The sequence below is a fragment of the Rhodanobacter sp. MP7CTX1 genome, from assembly GCF_014205795.1.
GTDB lineage: Bacteria > Pseudomonadota > Gammaproteobacteria > Xanthomonadales > Rhodanobacteraceae > Rhodanobacter.
On sequence record NZ_JACHCN010000027.1, the window covers coordinates 1 to 18,818 of the forward strand.

The window sequence follows — 18,818 nt, forward strand, 5'->3', positions numbered from 1 at the left end:
TCTCGGGCCACCTTGAACTTAAATCGCTCGTCGTACTTCGCCATGACAAACACCCCAGAGATTGGACGGGTGTCCAACTTCTGGGGTGCAGTTCAGTGAGCGGGGATTTTTTTATTCCCGTGCCGGCATCCTGCGTCGCGACTGGTTACATCCACTCATCCACGCTTGAGCAGGATGTCCAGCATGCGTCGGAAGCGCGCACCGTAGGGCGGATTGAGCAAGCCGGCGCCATTGAAGCGTGCCTGCCGGAACACCGGTTTCAGATGCGAGAACGTGCGGAAACCCGCCTCGCCGTGGTAGCCGCCCATACCCGACGCACCTACGCCGCCAAATGGCAGCCCGTGCTGGGCGATGTGGTACAGCGTGTCGTTGACGCTGACGCCACCGGCCACGGTGCGTGCCAGCACGCTGTCGATCAGCGCCTGATTTTGCTCGAACAGATACAACGCCAACGGATGTGGATGGGCTGCGACGTAGGCGATGGCTTCGTCGATGGAGTCATACGGAACCAGCGGCAGCAGCGGACCGAAGATCTCCTCCTGCATCACGTCCATGCTGTCGTTGACGTCACTCAGGAGCTGCGGAGGCAGCAGGCGGCGTGCCGGATCATCCGTCGCGCCGCTCAGCGCATGCACGCGTGCGCCGGCGCTCACGGCACGGTCGCGCAAAGCAACGATGCGCTGATACTGGCGATCGGAAGCGATGCTGGCGTATTCCGTGCTGTGCCCGAGTTGCGGATACATCCGTGCTGCCACGCGCTGGGCGGCGTCGATGAAATCCGGCAGGCGTGCTCTGGGCAACAGCACGTAGTCCGGCGCGATGCAGGTCTGTCCCGCATTGACCAGTTTGCCGAACAAGATGCGCTCCACCGCGTTGTCGAAGCGCGCACCGGGGCCGATGATCGCGGGCGATTTTCCACCCAGTTCGAGCGTCACCGGGGTCAGGTTGGCGGACGCCGCGCGCATCACGTGATGGCCGACCGCGGTGGAGCCGGTGAACAGCAGGTGGTCGAACGGCAATCCTGAAAATGCCTGCGCGACCTCGGCATCGCCGTTGACGACCAGTACTTCATCGGCCTTGAAATACTTCGACACGAGGTCAGCGAACAGTGCCGAGAAGCGCGGCGTGTATTCGCTCATCTTGACCATCGCGCGGTTACCGGCGACCAGTGCGTCGACCAGCGGCCCGATCGCCAGGTAAAGCGGATAGTTCCAAGGCACGATGATGCCGATGACGCCCAGCGGCTGCGGGATCAGCACATTGCGCGCGGGCAGGAAGGCGAGACCGGCCAGCGAGCGTCGTGGGCGCATCCAGCGACGACCATGGCGCAGTGCATGGCGGATACCGGACAGGCTGGGGAAGAATTCCAGCAGGTCGGTTTCTTCTTTCGGCCGGCAGCCGAAGTCGGCATTGATCGCCGTGGCGATCGCGCTGCGGTGGCCCTGCAGCAACGCTTCCAGAGTGCGCAGACGGGCGGCGCGCGCGTCCCATGTCGGCGACGGATCGCGCGATTGCGCGGCGCGCATCAGTTGCAGGTTTGCGGTCAGGTCGGTGCTGGGTGTGTTCATGGCTACTCAGAATTTGGCGCGGAATTCCACGCCCCACACGCGTGGCGACGTGATCGTGGCGTAGGGGGTACCGAAGACATTCGTGCTGTCGTTACCTTCGCTGACGACATAGCGTTTGTTGAAGATGTTGTTGCCGAATAAACCTACGCCCCAACTGTTGCCGGGAGTATGCCAGTCCAGTCGCCCATCGGTGCGCTGGGTCGATCCGCCGATCGTGAAATACGGCGTAACCAGACACGTGCCTTGTACCTGCGAGTCGTCATTGCAGCGGGTACGACCGCGATAGGCGTACTGCAGGTCGAATTCCAGATCCCCGTTGTAGACATCGTGCCAGGTGTAGGCCAGACCGGCGGTCCCTGAGAAAAACGGCTCGCCGGTCGGTTCGCCAGCCAGGTTGACGCCGGAGGTGGAGGTGCCCTTGGTATAGGTATCGTCGATATACGCGCCGGTGAAATTCAGTCGCAGCGCATCCGTCGGTTGCCATTGGGCTTCCAGCTCCACGCCGGTCGCTTCCTGATTGCTGGTGCTGACAATGTAGAAGGGGATGCCCGAGCCTGTCGTGTTCGGATCCAGCACCGACGATTGCAGGTTGTAATAGAGGTAGTGATAGACCGACGCGTTGAACAGCAGGTTGTATTGCGGCAGCACGGTCTTGATGCCCGCTTCGTAGTTCCAGACCTTCTCCGGCGCGTAAAGCGAGCCGACCTGCAGGCTGTTGTAGCCGCCGGCCTTGTAGCCCTTGGTGACCGACGCGTACGCCATCAGGTTGGGCGTGAATTTGTAATCGAGCACGACTCGTGGGCTGAAGTCGTGCCAGCTGTTGCTGGTCTGCACCGGTATGCCGACAGCGTTCGGGAAGATGATGTTGTTGCCGAACACGCCCAATGCCTGCTGCGCTTGCGGTGGCAGCAAGTCGTAGATGGGTATGCCGAAAACCTGGTTGGTCTGCAGCGCCTCGACGGTCTGATCGAACGCAGCAGCCTGCCGCGGCGCGTTGTACCAGGAGAACTTTTTTTCATCGAGCGTGTAGCGCAGACCGGTGGTCAGGTCCAGCTTGTCGCTGAGATGCCAGATCAGATCGCCAAAGGCAGCGTATGACTTGGTGTTGCCGTCGTTGCTGATCTGCTCGCGCCAGGGGTCGCCGAGCAGGTTGAACGGCAGGCCCAGTGCCTGCAACCCCTGGCTGATTTCAGTCAGAGGCAGGCCTGCGCCGTCCACGTTCTGCGCCAGCGTATCCAGGCTGTCGGTGTTGGTGTTCGTCTGGCTGGTCTGGCGTGCCTGCTCGCTGTAGAAGCTGACACCGGAGACCCAGTCGAGCAGATCGGAATTGCCGGCCAGTTTGAATTCCTGGTACCAGCTGTTGTTGTGCTCGATATTGGCGGTGTCCAGATAGGTCACGATGTGATTGGTGCCGTCGTTGTCCTCGTCATTGAACGTATTGAAGTGCCGCCAGGCGGTGGTCGAGGTGGAGCTTCCCCAGGCGAAGGAGTGATCGACTGTCAGCGTCGAGCCATCGAATTGACGGTTCTCCGAGGCATTGATCGCATCGTTGTAGAGCGGTGACGTCAGGGGATTGATATAGGTGGACGGATCCGGCGGAAACGGCGGACGTTGATTGGTGTCGTTCGACAATGCCACCAGCCCGAACGCCGGTCGCGGCGGTTGGTCGAGTCGCTCGTGATCCCACGACAGCAATACGCGCGTATCAGGCGTGACATTCCAGCGATAGACCGCGCGACTGCCCCAGTCGTCGTTCTTGCCGTAGTGCTGGCCGTTCGCCTGGTCCTTGACCCAGCCGTCGCTCTGGTTGTCCAGCACGCTGACACGTAGTGCCATGTCGTTGTCGATCGGAATGTTCAGCAGCGCGTTTTCATAGTGCTCTCCATCGTTGCCGATGCGCGCAACCACCTTGCCCTCGAACTTGTCGCTCGGCTCGTTGGTGACGATCGAAATCGCACCGCCCGCGGCATTGCGGCCAAACAGCGTGCCTTGCGGACCCTTCAGTACCTCGATCCGCTGGATATCGTTGAAGGCGAGCAGGGCGCCACCGGATCTCGCCGCGTAGACGCCATCGACATACACGCCGATGGCCGGCTCGGTGCCGATGCCAAAATCGCTGGTGCTGATGCCGCGCAGTTGATAGTTCGGTTGCGTCGGCTGACTGCCGTCCACCACCAGGCCAGGCACGAACAGCGACATCTTGCTGAGATCGGTAGCAGCCAGCGTCTCGATCTGCTTGGCGGTGATGATCTGCAAGGGGATCGGCACCTGCTCCATTTCCTGCGTGCGGCTTTGCGCCGTGACGGTGACATTGCCCAGTTGCTTGGCTTTGTTGGGATCGGGCCTGGTTGCCGGCGTCGCAGTGGCAGGCGCGTCCTGCGGCAAGGGATCGGCGCCAAATGCCGGCAGCGGGCAGCACAGGAGCAAGCCTGTCGTCGTGCCGAAGAGCAACGGCCGCAGGCAGGCGGCTAGTGGTCGTTGAAGCATGTTCATCCCCGTGATCCCCTTGCGTCGATGCGGGCGGCTACATGGCCGTCCTGGTTTTATTTGCTGCCCTCAGTGGATCGCGACGCAGTTCCCCTGCTGCGCCGCGATCCACGCCCTGATCAGTGCAACGCCCTCACGGTGCACCGTGCTACGACCGATTTCCGGCATCATCACGCCCGGGTCGCTCGACGCCATGCGGTAAGGCAGGATCGAGTCGTCCGGTTTGCCGGGCACGATGTCGAAAAAGTGATCGCCGGTGCCGCGGCCGGCAGCGACCGGCGGCTTGCACAGGCCGATGTGACGATCTTCGGCAGCGCTGACATCGAGCGTGAGCCCGGTGGTGTTGGCCGCCCCTTTGGGATTGTGGCAATGGCCGCAGTTGATATCGAGATAGGCGCGCGCACGGGCGTCGAGTGGGGCTTGCGGATCGACCCAGCTCGCGTTGCGCGGTGCCTGCGCGGCCGCCGGCGCGCCGGCGAGATAGCCAACCTTCATCAGCTCATCGAGTTCGTTGCGCTCGCCGTCGGCGTAGCGATAGTCGCGATTGATATGGCGCGCCTTCAGGCCGATTGGATGGATCTTGCGGCTTATCCAGTCCTGCGCATGGCAGCTTACGCACTGGCTTTCGTCGGGTACTACGTAGTTGAACGCTTCACGGTCACCGTTGTCGGCCACCAGGGTCAACGGCAGCACGACGCCGGTGCGGGCCAGTTCTGCATCGGTCTGCGCGTCGTTCCATACATAGGGAATGGCCACCCAGCCGTCTATACGTCGCACCAGGATGCGCGTCTCTATCAGGTGCACCTGCGACATATCCAGCCCCTGTCCGGCGAAGTCGCGCGAGGTGTCGTAAGTGCGCGCGACCGCCTTGGCATCGGGCGCACCAAGCTTGGGTACGGGATAGAAAAATGTCTTGCTGATGATCGTTCCGACCGGAAAATCGAAGGTGTCGGTCGCGTCGTACTTTGCCGAAACGCCTTGCGGCATCCAGATCGTGCGCAGCTTGTGCGCGTAATCGGTAAACAGTGGCGTGTTGAGATCATAGGGAACGACACCCTGGTTGATCATCAGCTTGCCGTCGCGCACTTCGACCACGTGCCAGTCACTCAACTTCGCTGGCCGCCCCTGGGCGTGAAACGCCACCGGGGGCATTTCGCGATGACAGGCGCTCAACAGCAGCAGCGAAACCAGCCACAAAGCATGCTTGCAAAACATCGTTCTCATCGTGCACTTGCTGTCTGGACGTCGAAATGTTTCAGGCCGGAATGTTTCAAACCTTCGGCTCCGGGCTGAGCGTGACCGGCGGCAGCTTCGGCAGCGTGCACTGATAGGGCTTGGTGTCGGTGGTCGGGCTCTTATAGTCGTGCGGACCATCGGCATCGAGCACGCCGACATCGCCGTTCTGCACGCACAGGCGATCGTTGGCGGGTGGCAATCCATCGACCAGGGTCTTCGCGTCGACGTAACCATCCCAGAGCACATCGGGAAAGTGACCGTTGATGCCGTACACCGCGCTCTTCAACGTTTTCAGCTTCAGGCCATCCGGCGAATCGCCGCCGCCCTTGAAGCGGTTGTCGTAGATGAAGATGCCTTTGGGGTACGGGTTGTACTCGGGTGCGACGCCGGCCTTGTTGTAGTAATTGGTGGAGAAGTAGCTGGAGATGATGACGTTCGCGGTCTGGTTGTCGGCGATATCGTTGTCGAAAATCTCCACGCGGTCATTCGAGTTCACCACCACGCCGGACCCAGCCGGCACGCTGGCCACGGCGGCACCCTTGGCAGCGAAATTGTCGGTGTTGTTGTCGAACACCTTGTTCCTGAATACGCGGCTGGCGTGACCGGCCTGGCTGAGGTTTGGCATATTGAAGACCAGGATGCCGCCGGTGTTTTTCGTCGCGGTGTTGTCGTAGACGTCGGCGTTCACCGAGTTCTCGATCTCGATGCCAGCGACGTTGTCTTCGGCATGATTGCGGCGCACCACGATGTTGTTGGACTGGCCGACGTAGATGCCCGCGTCGGACGCGCCGATCACCGTCGAATCCTCCACCAGCACGTTTTGCGTCTTCACCGGATACAGGCCGTAGGCCCCATTGGTGGTCTGGGGGCCGTCGGTCCACTCGATGCGCACGCCGTGGATGGTGATGTTGCGGCCCTGGTTGATCTTCAGTGCATCGCCCTTGGTGTCTTCAATGGCGAGGTTTTCGACGGTGAAGTCGTTGGCATTGACCAGCAGGCCCTCGGGGCCGGAGACCTGGCCCTTGAACGACAGCACGGTCTTGTCCATGCCGGCGCCGCGAATGGTCACCCCGTCCGTGCGCAGACTGAGGCCGCGCTGCAGGTGGTAATGGCCTGCAGGGACATCGATCACGCTGCCGGGCTTGGCGTCGAGCAGCTGCTCCTGCAGCCTGCTCTCGAAGGAGGCATCGCTCTGGCTCTGCGACGCGGGTTCCTTGCCGCCGCAGGCAGCCAGCAGCAGCGTTGTGGCGATGACCAGAGCGGTCTTGCGCATCGTTGAATCTCCCCTCGCACCAGGCGGTACGGCGTCATCGCACTGTCACGCAAGCCCGGCCTCGGGGGGAGGGCAGCAGGGACGGCTTAGGGGGGGTAAAGCGGCCAGGATGCGAATTGCCCGGCCGAGCATGGACTTCGATCCGCTCAGGCGGCGCTGCGTCTCGCATCCTGCGGCGGCATGCCGGTCCAGCGCTTGAACGCCCGACGAAACTCCCGGGGATCGCTATAGCCGAGCTCGCTGCCGATCTCTGCCACGCTGAGGTCACCGCTCAAAAGCTCCAGCGCACGCTCGGCGCGGATCTGGTCGTGGATGTCGCGAAAGATGCGTCCACTGTCGGCCAGCTTGCGGCGCAGCGAGCGTTCGCTGAGGTTGAGGGTGCGCGCCACCTCGGTCAGCCGCGGATGCTCGCGCAGGCGGCTGCGCAGCAGACGCTCCACCGAGCCGACAATTTCGCCGTCGTCGCCGCGCGTGTCCTTCTGCTGCTGGCACAGCGCGAGTGCCTGTCTGGACGTGAGCGGGTTATAGCCAGGCAGCGGCACGCCGAGATACTCGGCATCGACCAGGATGCGGTTCTGCGGCGCGCCGAAACACACCTCGCACCCGAAGACTTCCGTATAGGCATCGGCCCAGGCGGGTGCGGTGTAGGTGAGCTCCAGACGGCGCGGCAGCAGTTGCGGACCCACCAGTTCGCGCGCGATCGCCAACGAGCTGGCGAAAAGTTCTTCGCACAAAAACGGCAGCAGCTCGCGTTCGCCAAACAGCGGCCACGCCTGCACGGCCACGGTCTGTTCATCGACCGGAGCGAAACCCACTTCGAGCAGACTGCCGCAGATCTTGTGATTGTCGATGCCGGCAAGCATGGCCTCGCCAAACGTACGCGACGTCATCATGGTCAGGCCAAGCAGGCCGAAGCTGCCGATGGTCTCGCTGCAACCCACCAGCAAGCCTAGCGAAGGCTCTTCCATGGCCTCGAGTGCGCGCACGAGTACGGTGCGGGCCTGCCGGTATGACACCTGTACGCCAGGGTCGTTGATCTGGGCACGACTCAGTGCGAGCCCGGCGAACCAGGCATCGACCGGAATGCCGCGTTGCGCCGCATATTCGGCCAGATGGACCAATACATTCGGCGGAATATTCGCGACCAGCGAGCGCGGATCATGTATCACCGCCGAGCGCCGCTGCGCGGCATCGATACCGGCCGTTGCCTGTGCCATACCCGCTATCCCGATGCCGACCCCCGTCGGCCATCCGCATGTTCTAACACGCGGCGCCGCGCCATGGTTGGCGCGGCGCACAAGCAGCACGCTGTTGTTGAGGTCGCGCCGAATTTCAGCGGTCGCTCCAGAATTCGTCGGGCACGGCTCCTCCCACTGCTTGCATGGGGAGGCTGGGAGGGGGTGCTCTCCCGGAGGTTGCAGATCAAGAGCTTTACCCCACCCCAACCCTCCCCTGCAAGCAGGGGAGGGAGTCAAAAGCCAAAACTCGCTGAGATTCGACGCCCCGCCATAGCAAGCGGTTTGGTGCTACTCGCCGATGGTCAGCAGCGACGCGTTGCCGCCAGCGGCAGTGGTGTTGATGGTGAGCGTGCGCTCGTTGGCGAAGCGCAGCAGGTAATGCGGGCCGCCAGCTTTCGGGCCGGTGCCGGACAGGTTCTCGCCGCCGAACGGCTGCACGCCGACTACCGCACCGATCTGGTTGCGGTTGACGTAGCAGTTGCCGACGCGGGCGTGACTGGAGATGTAGTCGACGGTGTCGTTGATCCGGCTGTGAATGCCGAGCGTGAGGCCGTAGCCGGTAGCGTTGATCTGCTCCACTACCTTGTCCAGCTCGCTGCCCTTCCAGCGGATCACGTGCAGTATCGGGCCGAACACCTCGCGCTTGAGTATGCCCAGTGACGAAATTTCGTAAGCGCGTGGGGCGAAGAAGGTGCCGTGGCTGGTGAGCGCCGGATCGAGCTTCACTTCGGCAATCTTTTTAGCCTCTTTGTCCATGCGTGCGGCATGTTCGACCAGGATCTGCATCGAGTCCCCGTCGATCACCGGACCGACGTCGGTGGACAGCTGGCCCGGGTCGCCCACCTTGAGCTCGGCCATCGCACCGGCGAGCATCGTGCAGACCTTGTCGGCAATGTCTTCCTGCACGAACAGCACGCGTGCGGCGGAGCAGCGCTGGCCGGCGGACTGGAACGCGGAGGCGATGACGTCCTTGACGATCTGCTCGGGCAGCGCCGACGAATCGGCGATCATCGCGTTCTGGCCGCCGGTCTCGGCAATCAGCGCGGCGATCGGCGCATTGCGAGCAGCCAAGGCGCGATTGATCGCCCACGCGGTATCGGTGGAGCCGGTGAACGCGACGCCGGAGACGCGCGGGTCCCTGGTGAGTGCGACACCGACGACGGCGCCGTCGCCTGGCAGGTACTGCAGCACGTCGACCGGCACGCCAGCGTCATGCAGCAGTTTGATCGCGGCATGACCGATCAGCGAAGTCTGTTCGGCCGGCTTGGCGATGACGGCGTTGCCGGCGGCGAGCGCGGCGCTGACCTGACCGAGGAAGATCGCCAGCGGGAAATTCCACGGGCTGATGCAGACGAACACACCGCGGCCGTTGAGGAACAACTGATTGCTCTCGCCGGTCGGGCCGGGCAGATTTTCCGGCTGGCCAAACAGGCGGCGCGCCATGGTGGCGTAGTAGCGCAGGAAGTCGGCTGCTTCGCGGATCTCGGCGATCGCATCGGGCAGGCTCTTGCCGGCCTCGCGCACGCACAGCGCGATGAATTCGCCGCGGCGCGCTTCGAGCTGCTCGGCGGCGTGCTCGAGAATCGCGGCGCGGCTCGCCGCAGGCATGCGATCCCAGCCGTTCTGTGCAGCGACCGCATTGCTGAGGGCCTTGTCGACGGCGGCGTTGTCGGCGCTGACGTAGCTGCCGACAGTCTGGCGGCGGTCGGCCGGATTGGTCACCTGCACAGTGGTGCCCGAGGTGGCGGCGCCTGGCACCAGCGGGCCGGCGATCCACGGGCCGGCGTGGGCGTTGACCGCATCGGCCATCGCCCGCAGTTCATTGTCGTTGGAAAAGTTGACGCCCATGGAATTCTTCCGAAGTTCACCGTAGAGATTCACCGGCAGCGGAATGCGCGGGTGAGGGATCGAAGCGAAAGCACGCACCGTTTCGCACGGGTCGGCGACCAGCGTGCGCACCGGCACGCTCTCGTCGACGACGCGGTTGACGAAGCTGGTATTGGCACCGTTCTCGAGCAGGCGACGCACCAGGTACGGCAGCAGATCTTCATGCGTGCCGACCGGTGCATACACGCGGCAAGGAACATTGAGATTCTTCGGGCCGATCACTTCGGCATACAGATCGGTGCCCATGCCATGCAGGCGCTGATACTCGTATGGCCGGCCTTGCGCGATGTGATGCACGGCGGCGATCGTGTGTGCGTTGTGAGTCGCGAACTGCGGATAGATCAGCTCGCTGCCACCGCCGAACAGGAGTCGTGCGCAGGCCAGGTACGACACGTCGGTGTTCGGCTTGCGCGTGAACACCGGGTAGCCGGCCAGGCCGTTTTCCTGCGCACGCTTGATCTCGGCGTCCCAGTAGGCGCCCTTGACCAGGCGCACGTACCAGCGGCGCTTCGCGGCGCGCGCGGTTTCGATCAGCCAGTCGATCACGAACGGCGTGCGCTTGGCATACGCCTGCACCACGATGCCCAGGCCGTTCCAGCCTTCCAGCGAGGGGTGCGCAAACACATCGCCGATGATGTCGAGCGATAGTTCGAGGCGTTCGGCCTCTTCGGCATCCACCGACAGCGCGATGCCGTACTTCATGGCGAGCTGCGACAGTTCCAGCAGTTTTTCGCTGAGCTGGCGGTGGGCAAGTTCGCGCTTGGTCACTTCATAGCGCGGATGGAGTGCGGACAGCTTGACCGAGATCGACGGCGCGTCGGTGTGGTTCGCGAACGGACCGCGCGCGCCAATCGCGGCGATCGCGTTGCGGTAATCCTGCTGGTAACGCTCGGCTGTTTCGCTGGTCAGGGCCGACTCGCCCAGCATGTCGTAGGAATAGCGGTAGATCGCGTATTCCTTCTTCGCGGAGCGGTCCAGCGCGTCCTCGATCGTCTGCCCCATCACGAACTGATAGCCCATGATGCGCATGGCCTGACGCACGGCCAGACGAATCGCCGGCTCGCCGGCGCGGCCGGCCAGCCGCTTCAGTGCGCCGGTGAAATCGTGACGGGTGTCTTCGGCCAGGTTCACAAGATGACCGGTGAGCATCAGGCCCCAGGTCGAGGCGTTGACGAACAGCGACTCGCTCTGGCCCAGATGCTTCTTCCAGTCAGCGTCGCCGAGCTTGTCGCGGATCAGCTTGTCGGCGGTGGCCTTGTCGGGGATGCGCAGCAGCGCCTCGGCCACGCACATCAGCAGCACGCCTTCCTCGCTGGACAGGTCGTACTGGCGCATGAAGGACTCGACCGCGCTCTGATCCTTGGCGCGCAGCCGCACGCGGCTGACCAGGTCGGCGGCAAGGTCGATCACCTTCTCGCGCTCGACCGGCGGCAAGGTGGCCTGGGCAAGCAGGTCGTTGACTGCTTCGGTCTCGTCGCGCAACCACGCCGCAGTGATGCGTGCGCGGGCCGGAGTGCTGTTGAGGGGAAGTTCGGGGCTGAGAATGGGTTGGGTCACGGGCTGGTCTGCCGATCCACTGCAATAAATCCGCTTTTGTGCGGAGGGGAGCGCGGGATTGTACGCTGGAGCGTGCGCGGTGGGCGTGCTTCAGGCACCGTCAGTGGGCGATCTGTCGGTTGTGCAGATCGCTCGCCGGCCCTGTCGGCAGGCCGCTTGCCGGCGTGTTCGGAGGGCTTGATGCAGATCATCCGGGTGCGACATTCTTGCCCGCTGCCTCGCCGCGGCCTATCATTCCGGCGTTCCAGGCACGCCGGATCCCCATGATCGTGCTTCGACCAGCTGTCGCCGGCCTGCCGTGCGTGACGATGTGGCTCAAGCCCAATCGTGCGCTCAGCCGGCGCGGGTTGCGTCGATTGATCATGGTTCTGGTGGTGCTGGCACTGACAACGGCAGGACTGGGTGCGTGGCAGGGGAATGTGTTTGCTCCGCTGTTTGCCCTGGTCGAATCTGCCGCCGTGGCTTACGCCTTGAGCGTGGCCTGGCGGGCCGGCGATCGCAGTGAGCGCATCACCCTCGACGCATCGTCGCTGGAGGTGCAGTCCCTGCCGGGCCGGCGCAGCATGAGTTTCCAGTCGTACTGGGTGCGCGTGTTGCTGGAACCGGGCAATGGGCGTCACCGCCTGCTGCTGTCATCGCATGGACACGAATTGGAGATTGGCGCTTTTCTGGCGGATCAGGAACGCGTCGAGCTGTCGAAGAAACTCATGGTGTTGCTGGCCGATGTAAACGCCCAGCCGCGCAAATAGGTTCAACAAAGGTGCAAGACATGACATCTGGCGGCATCAGGCGATCATTCACGGCATGGGCAGCGCTCGCCCTTGCATCGTTCGGCGGCGTGGTTCACGCCAATCCGGAGCCGTATCAGTTGAACCTGACGCGCGGCGCGACCACCTGGTCACAGGTGCCGTACAACCTCAACACCATCTCGCTCGGCATCTGCGTGGTGATCGGCATCCTGGTGTTCGGCGCGATGTTCATCGCCATGTTCCGCTTCCGCAAATCGCGCGGCGCGGTGGCCGAGAAGTGGTCGCACAACACCTTGCTGGAAGTCATCTGGACCACGATCCCGGTGCTCATCCTGATCACGCTGGCCTACCTTGCCACCGGCGGGCTCACCTCGTGGGCCGACACCACCGGATCGCAGATGACCATCAAGGTCACCGGCTACCAGTGGAAATGGCGCTACGACTACATCGATTACCTGGGCAAGCCGATCAACAAGGTCGGCTTCATGTCCAAGCTCGACGACCAGAGCAACGCGACCCGTCAGCTCGGTTCGGGCCTCGATCCGCGCGCGGTCAAGGTCGGCGATGAAAATACCTACCTGCTGAATGTCGACAAGCCGCTGGTGGTACCGGTCGATACCAAGATCCGTTTTGCGATCACTGGTGGTGACGTGATCCATTCCTGGTGGGTGCCGGCGCTGGGCTGGAAGGTCGACGCCATTCCGGGCATCGTCAACGCCGCATGGACCAATATCACGGTGCCGGGCACGTACCGTGGCCAGTGCGCGCTGCTTTGCGGCCAGGATCACGGCTTCATGCCGATCGTGGTAGTCGCCATGTCCAAGCCGGACTTCGCCAAGTGGCTGGCCGAGCAGCAGGCAAACGCGGCCGCTCCGGCGGCGGCACCGGCGGCAGCTTCCACCGCCGCGGCAACGCCATCGACCCCGGCTCCGGCTGCGGACAAGCCGGCTACGGGCAAACAGGGCTGAGCCCTCGCTGTTCACGCTTTCATACAGTCGCATTCAATAACAGGTTAGAGGTTCAAGGCCATGTCCAACGCAGCCACCCATGATCATCACGATGATCACCACGGCGCGCCGAAAGGTTTCTTCCAGCGCTGGTGCATGTCCACCAACCACAAGGACATCGGCACGCTGTATCTGATCTTCGCGCTGACGATGTTCTTCATCGGCGGCAGCTTCGCGATGGCGATCCGCGCGGAGCTCTTCCAGCCGGGTCTGCAGCTGATGCAGCCGTATTTCTTCAATGAAATGACCACGCTGCATGCGCTGGTGATGATCTTCGGCGCCGTGATGCCGGCCTTCGTCGGCCTCGGCAACTGGATGATCCCGATGATGATCGGCGCGCCGGACATGGCGCTGCCGCGCATGAACAACCTGTCGTTCTGGATCCTGCCGTTCGCGTTCACGCTGTTGCTGTCCACGCTGTTCATGCCGGGCGGTAGCGCGGCTGGCGGCTGGACCATGCTGCCGCCGCTGTCGCTGCAGACCAGTTCGCTTGCCTACACCGTGTTCGCGATCCATCTGATGGGCATCAGCTCGATCATGGGCGCGATCAACATCATCGCGACCATCCTCAACCTGCGTGCCCCGGGCATGGAGCTGTTGAAGATGCCGGTGTTCGTGTGGAGCTGGCTGATCACCGCGTTCCTGCTGATCGCCGTGATGCCGGTGCTGGCCGGTGCGGTAACCATGCTGCTCACCGACAAGTATTTCGGCACCAGCTTCTTCAATGCCGCCGGCGGTGGCGACCCGGTCCTGTATCAGCACATTTTCTGGTTCTTCGGGCATCCCGAGGTGTACATCATGATCCTGCCGGCGTTCGGGATCATCTCGGAAGTGATTCCGACCTTCGCCCGCAAGCCGATCTTCGGCTACAAGGCGATGGTGTTCGCGATTGCCTCGATCGCGTTCCTCTCGTTCATCGTGTGGGCGCACCACATGTTCACGGTCGGCCTGCCGCTGGGCGCCGAGATCTTCTTCATGTACGCGACGATGCTGATCGCGGTGCCGACTGGCGTGAAAGTGTTCAACTGGGTCGCCACGATGTGGGGCAGCTCGATGACTTTCGAGACGCCGATGCTGTTCGCGATCGCGTTCGTCATCCTGTTCACCATCGGCGGTTTCTCCGGCCTGATGCTGGCGCTGGTGCCGGCCGACTTCCAGTACCACGACACCTACTTCGTGGTGGCGCATTTCCACTACGTGCTGGTCACCGGCGCGATCTTCGCCATCATCTCGGCTACCTATTACTGGCTGCCGAAGTGGACCGGCAACATGTACAGCGAGTTCTGGGGCAAGATGCATTTCTGGAACAGCGTGATCTGGGTGAACGTGCTGTTCTTCCCGCAGCACTTCCTGGGCCTGGCCGGCATGCCGCGCCGCATCCCCGATTACAACGTGGCGTTCGCCAGCTTCAACATGGTCAGCTCGATCGGCGGCTTCCTGTTCGGTGCCTCGCAGCTGATCTTCCTCGGCGTGCTGATCCACTGCGCATTCTTCTCCAAGAACAAGGCTACCGACCGCGTATGGGAAGGTGCCAAGGGCCTGGAGTGGACCGTGCCGTCGCCGGCGCCGTATCACACCTTCGACGTGCCGCCGGTCATTCACGACGATGAGCTGGCGCACGGCAACGTCAACGCATAACCTCCATCGAATCGCCACGGTCGCCCGCGGCCGCAGCGATTCAGGTAGAAAATCGACATGATGCAGCAGACCACAGATCAAGAAATCGGAAAGCGGGGCAAGGGCGTAAGGCTCACCGTGACGATACTTGGCTCGCTCGCCCTGGCGTTCTATCTGCTGTCGTTCCTGCAGATAACGATGATGAAATAGTCGTACCTGTCACCACACTTTTTTCAGTACACGTTTTTGCTTCAACCGGCGAGGTCTGGCCGGCCAACATGCAGTTCCCCGTGCGACATGACGGGGCAAAAGTCATCAAGAGAAATCCACGGGGTCTCACCATGGGTCAGCAGCACGACGCTTACTTTATTCCGACCAAGAGCTACTGGCCGATCGTGGCCGCCCTGGTCATGTTCACCACCGTGTTCGGTGCCGCGCACTGGTTGAACGCGGAGCCCGGTGACAGCGGTTTCGGCAAGACCGTGCTGAGCATTGGCGTGGTCGGCGTGCTGGGCATGTTCTTCGGCTGGTTCCGCTCGGTCATCAACGAGTCGCTGGCCGGCGACTACAACAACCAGGTGGATGTGTCATTCCGCATGGGAATGATGTGGTTCATCTTCTCCGAAGTGATGTTCTTCGGCGCGTTCTTCGGTGCATTGTTCTACATCCGCATGTTCTCGGTGCCGTGGCTTGGCGGTGAGGGTCATGGCGTGTTGACCCACCAGTTCCTGTGGAGTGATTACGCCGCATCGTGGAGCGCCAATGGCGGCAATGGTCCGGAGCATGTCGGCGGATCGTTCTCGACCGTGCCGGCATGGGGCCTGCCCTTGCTGAATACGCTGATCCTGCTCAGCTCCAGCGTCACCGTGACGATTGCGCACCACGCGCTGCGCGCAGGGCATCGGGGCAAGATCCTGGTGTTCCTGGGCCTGACCGTGCTGCTGGGCGCGCTGTTCCTGAACTTCCAGGCACACGAATATATCGAGGCGTACAAAGAGCTCAACCTGACCCTGCACAGCGGCGTCTACGGTTCGACGTTCTTCCTGCTCACCGGGTTTCACGGTCTGCACGTGACGCTGGGCACGATCATGCTGGCCGTCATCTGGCTGCGCGTGCTCAAGGGTCACTTCAACAAGGAGCACCACTTCGCCTTCGAGGCGGTGGCCTGGTACTGGCATTTCGTCGATGTGGTCTGGCTCGGCTTGTTCATGTTCGTCTACATTCTTTGAGTCGACAGTGTTGACCTGAGGACACCAAAAAGCCCGCCACCTGGCGGGCTTTTTGTTTTTGGGAAGTTGTGGCGGCGGCCGCCGAAGGTAAGCCGACAGCCTGAGCCACAGCGGCAGCTGGGTGGCGGTCGCGGTATGCGCGGCGGCGACGGTTGGCGTCGACATCGAATGTTCTCCGTCACGGCTCATTCTCGATGACTTGATCGCGACGATTTGTACGTCGGCCGAGACCGCAGACATGCGCCAGCCTCCGGCACCGGAGCGTGAGCGCGCACTGCTGAAGCTGTACACACGGAAGGAAGCGCTGCTCAAGGCTTTCGGGGTCGGGCTTGTCGCGGATCCGGCGTCGCTTCCCGGGGTGGCGACCGGGCTCGTCGCGCCGCCAATGGGCGCCTCGGGAGCACCGCCCTGCCGGGCGGGCGATCTGGATTTGCCAGCCGGACGGATCGGAGCTCTGGCGACGCCGGGTCTCGTAACACGGTGTCGCCTGGACATCCTGAATGACGCACTGGCCGCTTGGGGGTGTTGGCGTGTTTTGTTTCCCTGGTGACGTTCAGCGTCGCGAGGTGTCGTTCAGTGTTCGGAAATCGAAAAATGTGATGTGTACATATTGTGATTTTAATGTGTTTGGTGTAGAGATACCGATCTCAGTTACCGGAACGTCACGTTTCAAGGGGGGTGCTGGCGCACCTCTTGCAAGACGAATGGAAACACCTGCAACGGGATGGGGGGAAGGGGCATGCTTCGTTTTCTGCACCGGCAGACCATGCGTTGGCTTCTATTATTGGGCCTCGGCGAATTGTTATTGCTTGCGGCTTCGCTGAATCTGGCGATGCAGCTGCGTTATTTTCGCCAACCGGTCGAGCTCGAATTGTTTTCGCGCCACATGCCTGAACGCTCGTTCGCGTTCGCGGTGGTCATCCTGCTTGGCATGGTGGCGCTGGGCCAGTATCAATCGCATATCCGCACCAGCTGGTTCGGCCAGATGGTGCGTCAGATCGTGGGATTCGTGCTGGGCGGCTTGGGCCTCTTCGTGATGTATTACGTGCTGCCGCAGGCGTATGTCGGCCGCGGCGTGCTGTTTATCGCGCTGGTACTGGGTTTTGTTGCCGTGGCAGTGTTCCGGACCCTGTTTTTGCGTCTGGTGGATGCCAAGGTATTCCAGCGACGCGTGCTGATACTCGGTGCCGGGGAGCGCGCCGAGCAGATTCACAGCCGCATGCGCCGGCAATCCGATCGACGCGGCTTCAACGTGCTGGGTTTCGTTTCCCGGCAGGGTGAGGTGCACTCTGTGCCTGAGGAGTATCTGCTGACCCTTGATGCGCCGCTGCATGTCTGGGTACAGCGCGAGCAGGTCGACGAGATCGTCGTGGGCGTCGATGACCGCCGTGGCGGTTTGCCGATGGAGGACCTGCTCGAATGCCGTCAGCTCGGCATTGCGGTTACCGACCTGACCACGTTTTTTGAGCGCGAGTCCGGTCGCGTGCAACTGTCCCTGACTGATCCGTCGTGGCTGGTTTTTTCGGGAGGTTTCGACGCTACGCCGCTGCGCCAGCTGAGCAAACGTTGTTTTGATCTGAGCATCGCGACGCTGGTGCTGCTGCTCACCTGGCCGCTGATGCTCCTGGTGGCGCTGGCCATCCGCATCGAGTCAGGTGCTGGGCAACCCATTCTCTATCGTCAGGAACGGGTAGGCGTTCACGGCAAGACCTTCCACCTGATCAAGTTCCGCAGCATGCGTACCGATGCCGAGTTGGACGGTGTGGCGCGTTGGGCGAGCAAGGACGACGATCGCGTCACCCGCGTCGGTCGCATCACGCGCAAAGTGCGACTCGATGAATTGCCGCAGCTGTGGAACGTGCTCAAGGGCGAGATGAGCTTCATCGGCCCCCGCCCGGAGCGGCCCCAGTTTGTCGCCGATCTGGGGGAGAAGATTCGCTATTACAGCTTGCGTCACTGCTTGAAGCCGGGCCTCGCCGGTTGGGCGCAATTGCGCTATCCCTACGGTGCGTCCGAAGCCGATGCCGTCGAGAAGCTGAAGTACGACTTGTACTACGTCAAGAACCACAATCTGCTGTTCGACCTGTTGATCCTGATTCAGACCGTGGAAGTCGTGCTGTTCGGACGCGGCGCACGTTGAAAGCGCACGCCTGATCGAGTCGGGTGGATACAGGGTTTGCCGGCTGCCACGCAGTCGTGCATTTATGTGAAGAGAGTAATACCGTCTCACCCACGAACGCCGACCATCCAGTGCCCACCTGAATTCGCGGAGTTTGCATGGCTCGCTTCGATAGAGATCAGTCGAACCACCCGCAGCACTCCTCCGCCAAGCTTGCCAGCAGCGTCCCGCCACCACCTCTGTCGCTGACAGACGGAGAGTCGCCTGATGGGGTATCGCGACGAAGCGCTCGCGCCGCCTGGAGCGCCTTGGCCCTCACCCTGTTGCTGAGCACCGTGTCGCTGCTGGCCCACGACAGCGCGCAGCAACCGGTGACGCCGGCATCGCCGATATCCACGATCAACGCCCCTCCACTCGTCGCCGCCTCTCCGGCGCAGGCTGTGCCGGGCGCGGCCATCACCACATCAGGGGCGAGCACGAGCTTCGATGCGGTAGCGCCGGGATCGCCGTCTATTGCCATCATTGATGCACTGGATAGGCAGTCTCCACAACCGTCGACGCCGGCCCCCGAGACCAGTGTATTCACTGCGCTGCCTGGTCGCGGCGCGGTCAGCATTCCGGCCGCGAGCACGCCCGCGACCCCGCCGCCGGCCCACCCGGGCATGCTCGGCAGCGGCGCTGTAATAACTCCCAGCGCCGTGAGCAGCGCCCCCATCACCCTGGCCGCTGCAAGTTCCGCTGCCGTGCAACTGGCTGCGCATCCGCGCCTGATCCTGGATACCAATACGCTGACAACATTGCGCCAGAGTGCGGCCAACAACAGCGCGCAATGGCAAACGCTGAAAGCCACC

The 18,818-nt window shown here is 62.7% G+C and carries 12 protein-coding genes and 1 pseudogene; 7 read left to right on the forward strand and 6 right to left on the reverse strand.

What is annotated here, in order from left to right; genetic code table 11:
* Window positions 1-155 precede the first annotated feature (155 nt).
* From HDE77_RS19845 to putA, 6 genes are all read right to left on the reverse strand, one after another.
* A complete protein-coding gene (locus HDE77_RS19845) occupies window positions 156-1,568 on the reverse strand; it encodes a coniferyl aldehyde dehydrogenase (RefSeq protein ID WP_184419657.1) in 1,413 nt (470 codons plus the stop codon).
* A 6-nt stretch (window positions 1,569-1,574) separates the two neighbouring features.
* Window positions 1,575-4,061 carry a TonB-dependent receptor gene (locus HDE77_RS19850; protein ID WP_184419658.1) on the reverse strand — a complete coding sequence of 829 codons (2,487 nt, stop codon included), beginning with the start codon at window positions 4,059-4,061 and terminating at the stop codon, window positions 1,575-1,577.
* A 63-nt stretch (window positions 4,062-4,124) separates the two neighbouring features.
* Window positions 4,125-5,270 carry an SO2930 family diheme c-type cytochrome gene (locus HDE77_RS19855; RefSeq protein ID WP_255482834.1) on the reverse strand — a complete coding sequence of 382 codons (1,146 nt, stop codon included), beginning with the start codon at window positions 5,268-5,270 and terminating at the stop codon, window positions 4,125-4,127.
* Window positions 5,271-5,325: 55 nt separating this feature from the next.
* Complete coding sequence (locus tag HDE77_RS19860; RefSeq protein ID WP_184419660.1) at window positions 5,326-6,564, reverse strand: parallel beta-helix domain-containing protein; 1,239 nt, start codon at window positions 6,562-6,564, stop codon at window positions 5,326-5,328.
* Window positions 6,565-6,710: 146 nt separating this feature from the next.
* Window positions 6,711-7,781, reverse strand: coding sequence for an AraC family transcriptional regulator (locus HDE77_RS19865; RefSeq protein WP_184419661.1), 1,071 nt, complete (start codon window positions 7,779-7,781; stop codon window positions 6,711-6,713).
* A gap of 309 nt (window positions 7,782-8,090) precedes the next feature.
* A complete protein-coding gene (putA, locus tag HDE77_RS19870; protein ID WP_184419662.1) occupies window positions 8,091-11,246 on the reverse strand; it encodes a bifunctional proline dehydrogenase/L-glutamate gamma-semialdehyde dehydrogenase PutA in 3,156 nt (1,051 codons plus the stop codon).
* 308 nt (window positions 11,247-11,554) lie between these two features.
* Here putA and HDE77_RS19875 point away from each other — a divergent pair, with 308 nt between their 5' ends.
* The 7 genes and pseudogenes from HDE77_RS19875 to HDE77_RS19905 form a co-directional block, all read left to right on the forward strand.
* Complete coding sequence (locus tag HDE77_RS19875; RefSeq protein WP_184419668.1) at window positions 11,555-11,995, forward strand: DUF2244 domain-containing protein; 441 nt, start codon at window positions 11,555-11,557, stop codon at window positions 11,993-11,995.
* Window positions 11,996-12,015: 20 nt separating this feature from the next.
* Window positions 12,016-12,963 carry a cytochrome c oxidase subunit II gene (gene coxB, locus HDE77_RS19880; RefSeq protein WP_184419663.1) on the forward strand — a complete coding sequence of 316 codons (948 nt, stop codon included), beginning with the start codon at window positions 12,016-12,018 and terminating at the stop codon, window positions 12,961-12,963.
* Between the two features lie 60 nt (window positions 12,964-13,023).
* A complete protein-coding gene (gene ctaD / locus HDE77_RS19885; RefSeq protein WP_184419664.1) occupies window positions 13,024-14,640 on the forward strand; it encodes a cytochrome c oxidase subunit I in 1,617 nt (538 codons plus the stop codon).
* A 57-nt stretch (window positions 14,641-14,697) separates the two neighbouring features.
* A complete protein-coding gene (locus HDE77_RS20645; RefSeq protein WP_255482835.1) occupies window positions 14,698-14,829 on the forward strand; it encodes a hypothetical protein in 132 nt (43 codons plus the stop codon).
* Window positions 14,830-14,960: 131 nt separating this feature from the next.
* Entirely contained in the window at window positions 14,961-15,848 is an 888-nt protein-coding gene (locus HDE77_RS19890) for a cytochrome c oxidase subunit 3 (protein ID WP_184419665.1), read from the forward strand.
* Between the two features lie 739 nt (window positions 15,849-16,587).
* Window positions 16,588-17,988: a TIGR03013 family XrtA/PEP-CTERM system glycosyltransferase gene (locus HDE77_RS19900; protein ID WP_184419667.1), complete on the forward strand. Its 1,401-nt coding sequence runs from the start codon at window positions 16,588-16,590 to the stop codon at window positions 17,986-17,988.
* A 287-nt stretch (window positions 17,989-18,275) separates the two neighbouring features.
* Window positions 18,276-18,818, forward strand: a pseudogene (locus HDE77_RS19905) (hypothetical protein); the annotation flags it as partial.

Coding starts and splice junctions, on each gene's coding strand:
- HDE77_RS19845 (WP_184419657.1), bottom strand. CDS start 1,568: ATGAACACACCCAGCACCGACCTGACCGCAAACCTGCAACTGATGCGC.
- HDE77_RS19850 (WP_184419658.1), bottom strand. CDS start 4,061: ATGAACATGCTTCAACGACCACTAGCCGCCTGCCTGCGGCCGTTGCTC.
- HDE77_RS19855 (WP_255482834.1), bottom strand. CDS start 5,270: ATGTTTTGCAAGCATGCTTTGTGGCTGGTTTCGCTGCTGCTGTTGAGC.
- HDE77_RS19860 (WP_184419660.1), bottom strand. CDS start 6,564: ATGCGCAAGACCGCTCTGGTCATCGCCACAACGCTGCTGCTGGCTGCC.
- HDE77_RS19865 (WP_184419661.1), bottom strand. CDS start 7,781: ATGGCACAGGCAACGGCCGGTATCGATGCCGCGCAGCGGCGCTCGGCG.
- HDE77_RS19875 (WP_184419668.1), top strand. CDS start 11,555: ATGTGGCTCAAGCCCAATCGTGCGCTCAGCCGGCGCGGGTTGCGTCGA.
- coxB (WP_184419663.1), top strand. CDS start 12,016: ATGACATCTGGCGGCATCAGGCGATCATTCACGGCATGGGCAGCGCTC.
- ctaD (WP_184419664.1), top strand. CDS start 13,024: ATGTCCAACGCAGCCACCCATGATCATCACGATGATCACCACGGCGCG.
- HDE77_RS20645 (WP_255482835.1), top strand. CDS start 14,698: ATGATGCAGCAGACCACAGATCAAGAAATCGGAAAGCGGGGCAAGGGC.
- HDE77_RS19890 (WP_184419665.1), top strand. CDS start 14,961: ATGGGTCAGCAGCACGACGCTTACTTTATTCCGACCAAGAGCTACTGG.
- HDE77_RS19900 (WP_184419667.1), top strand. CDS start 16,588: ATGCTTCGTTTTCTGCACCGGCAGACCATGCGTTGGCTTCTATTATTG.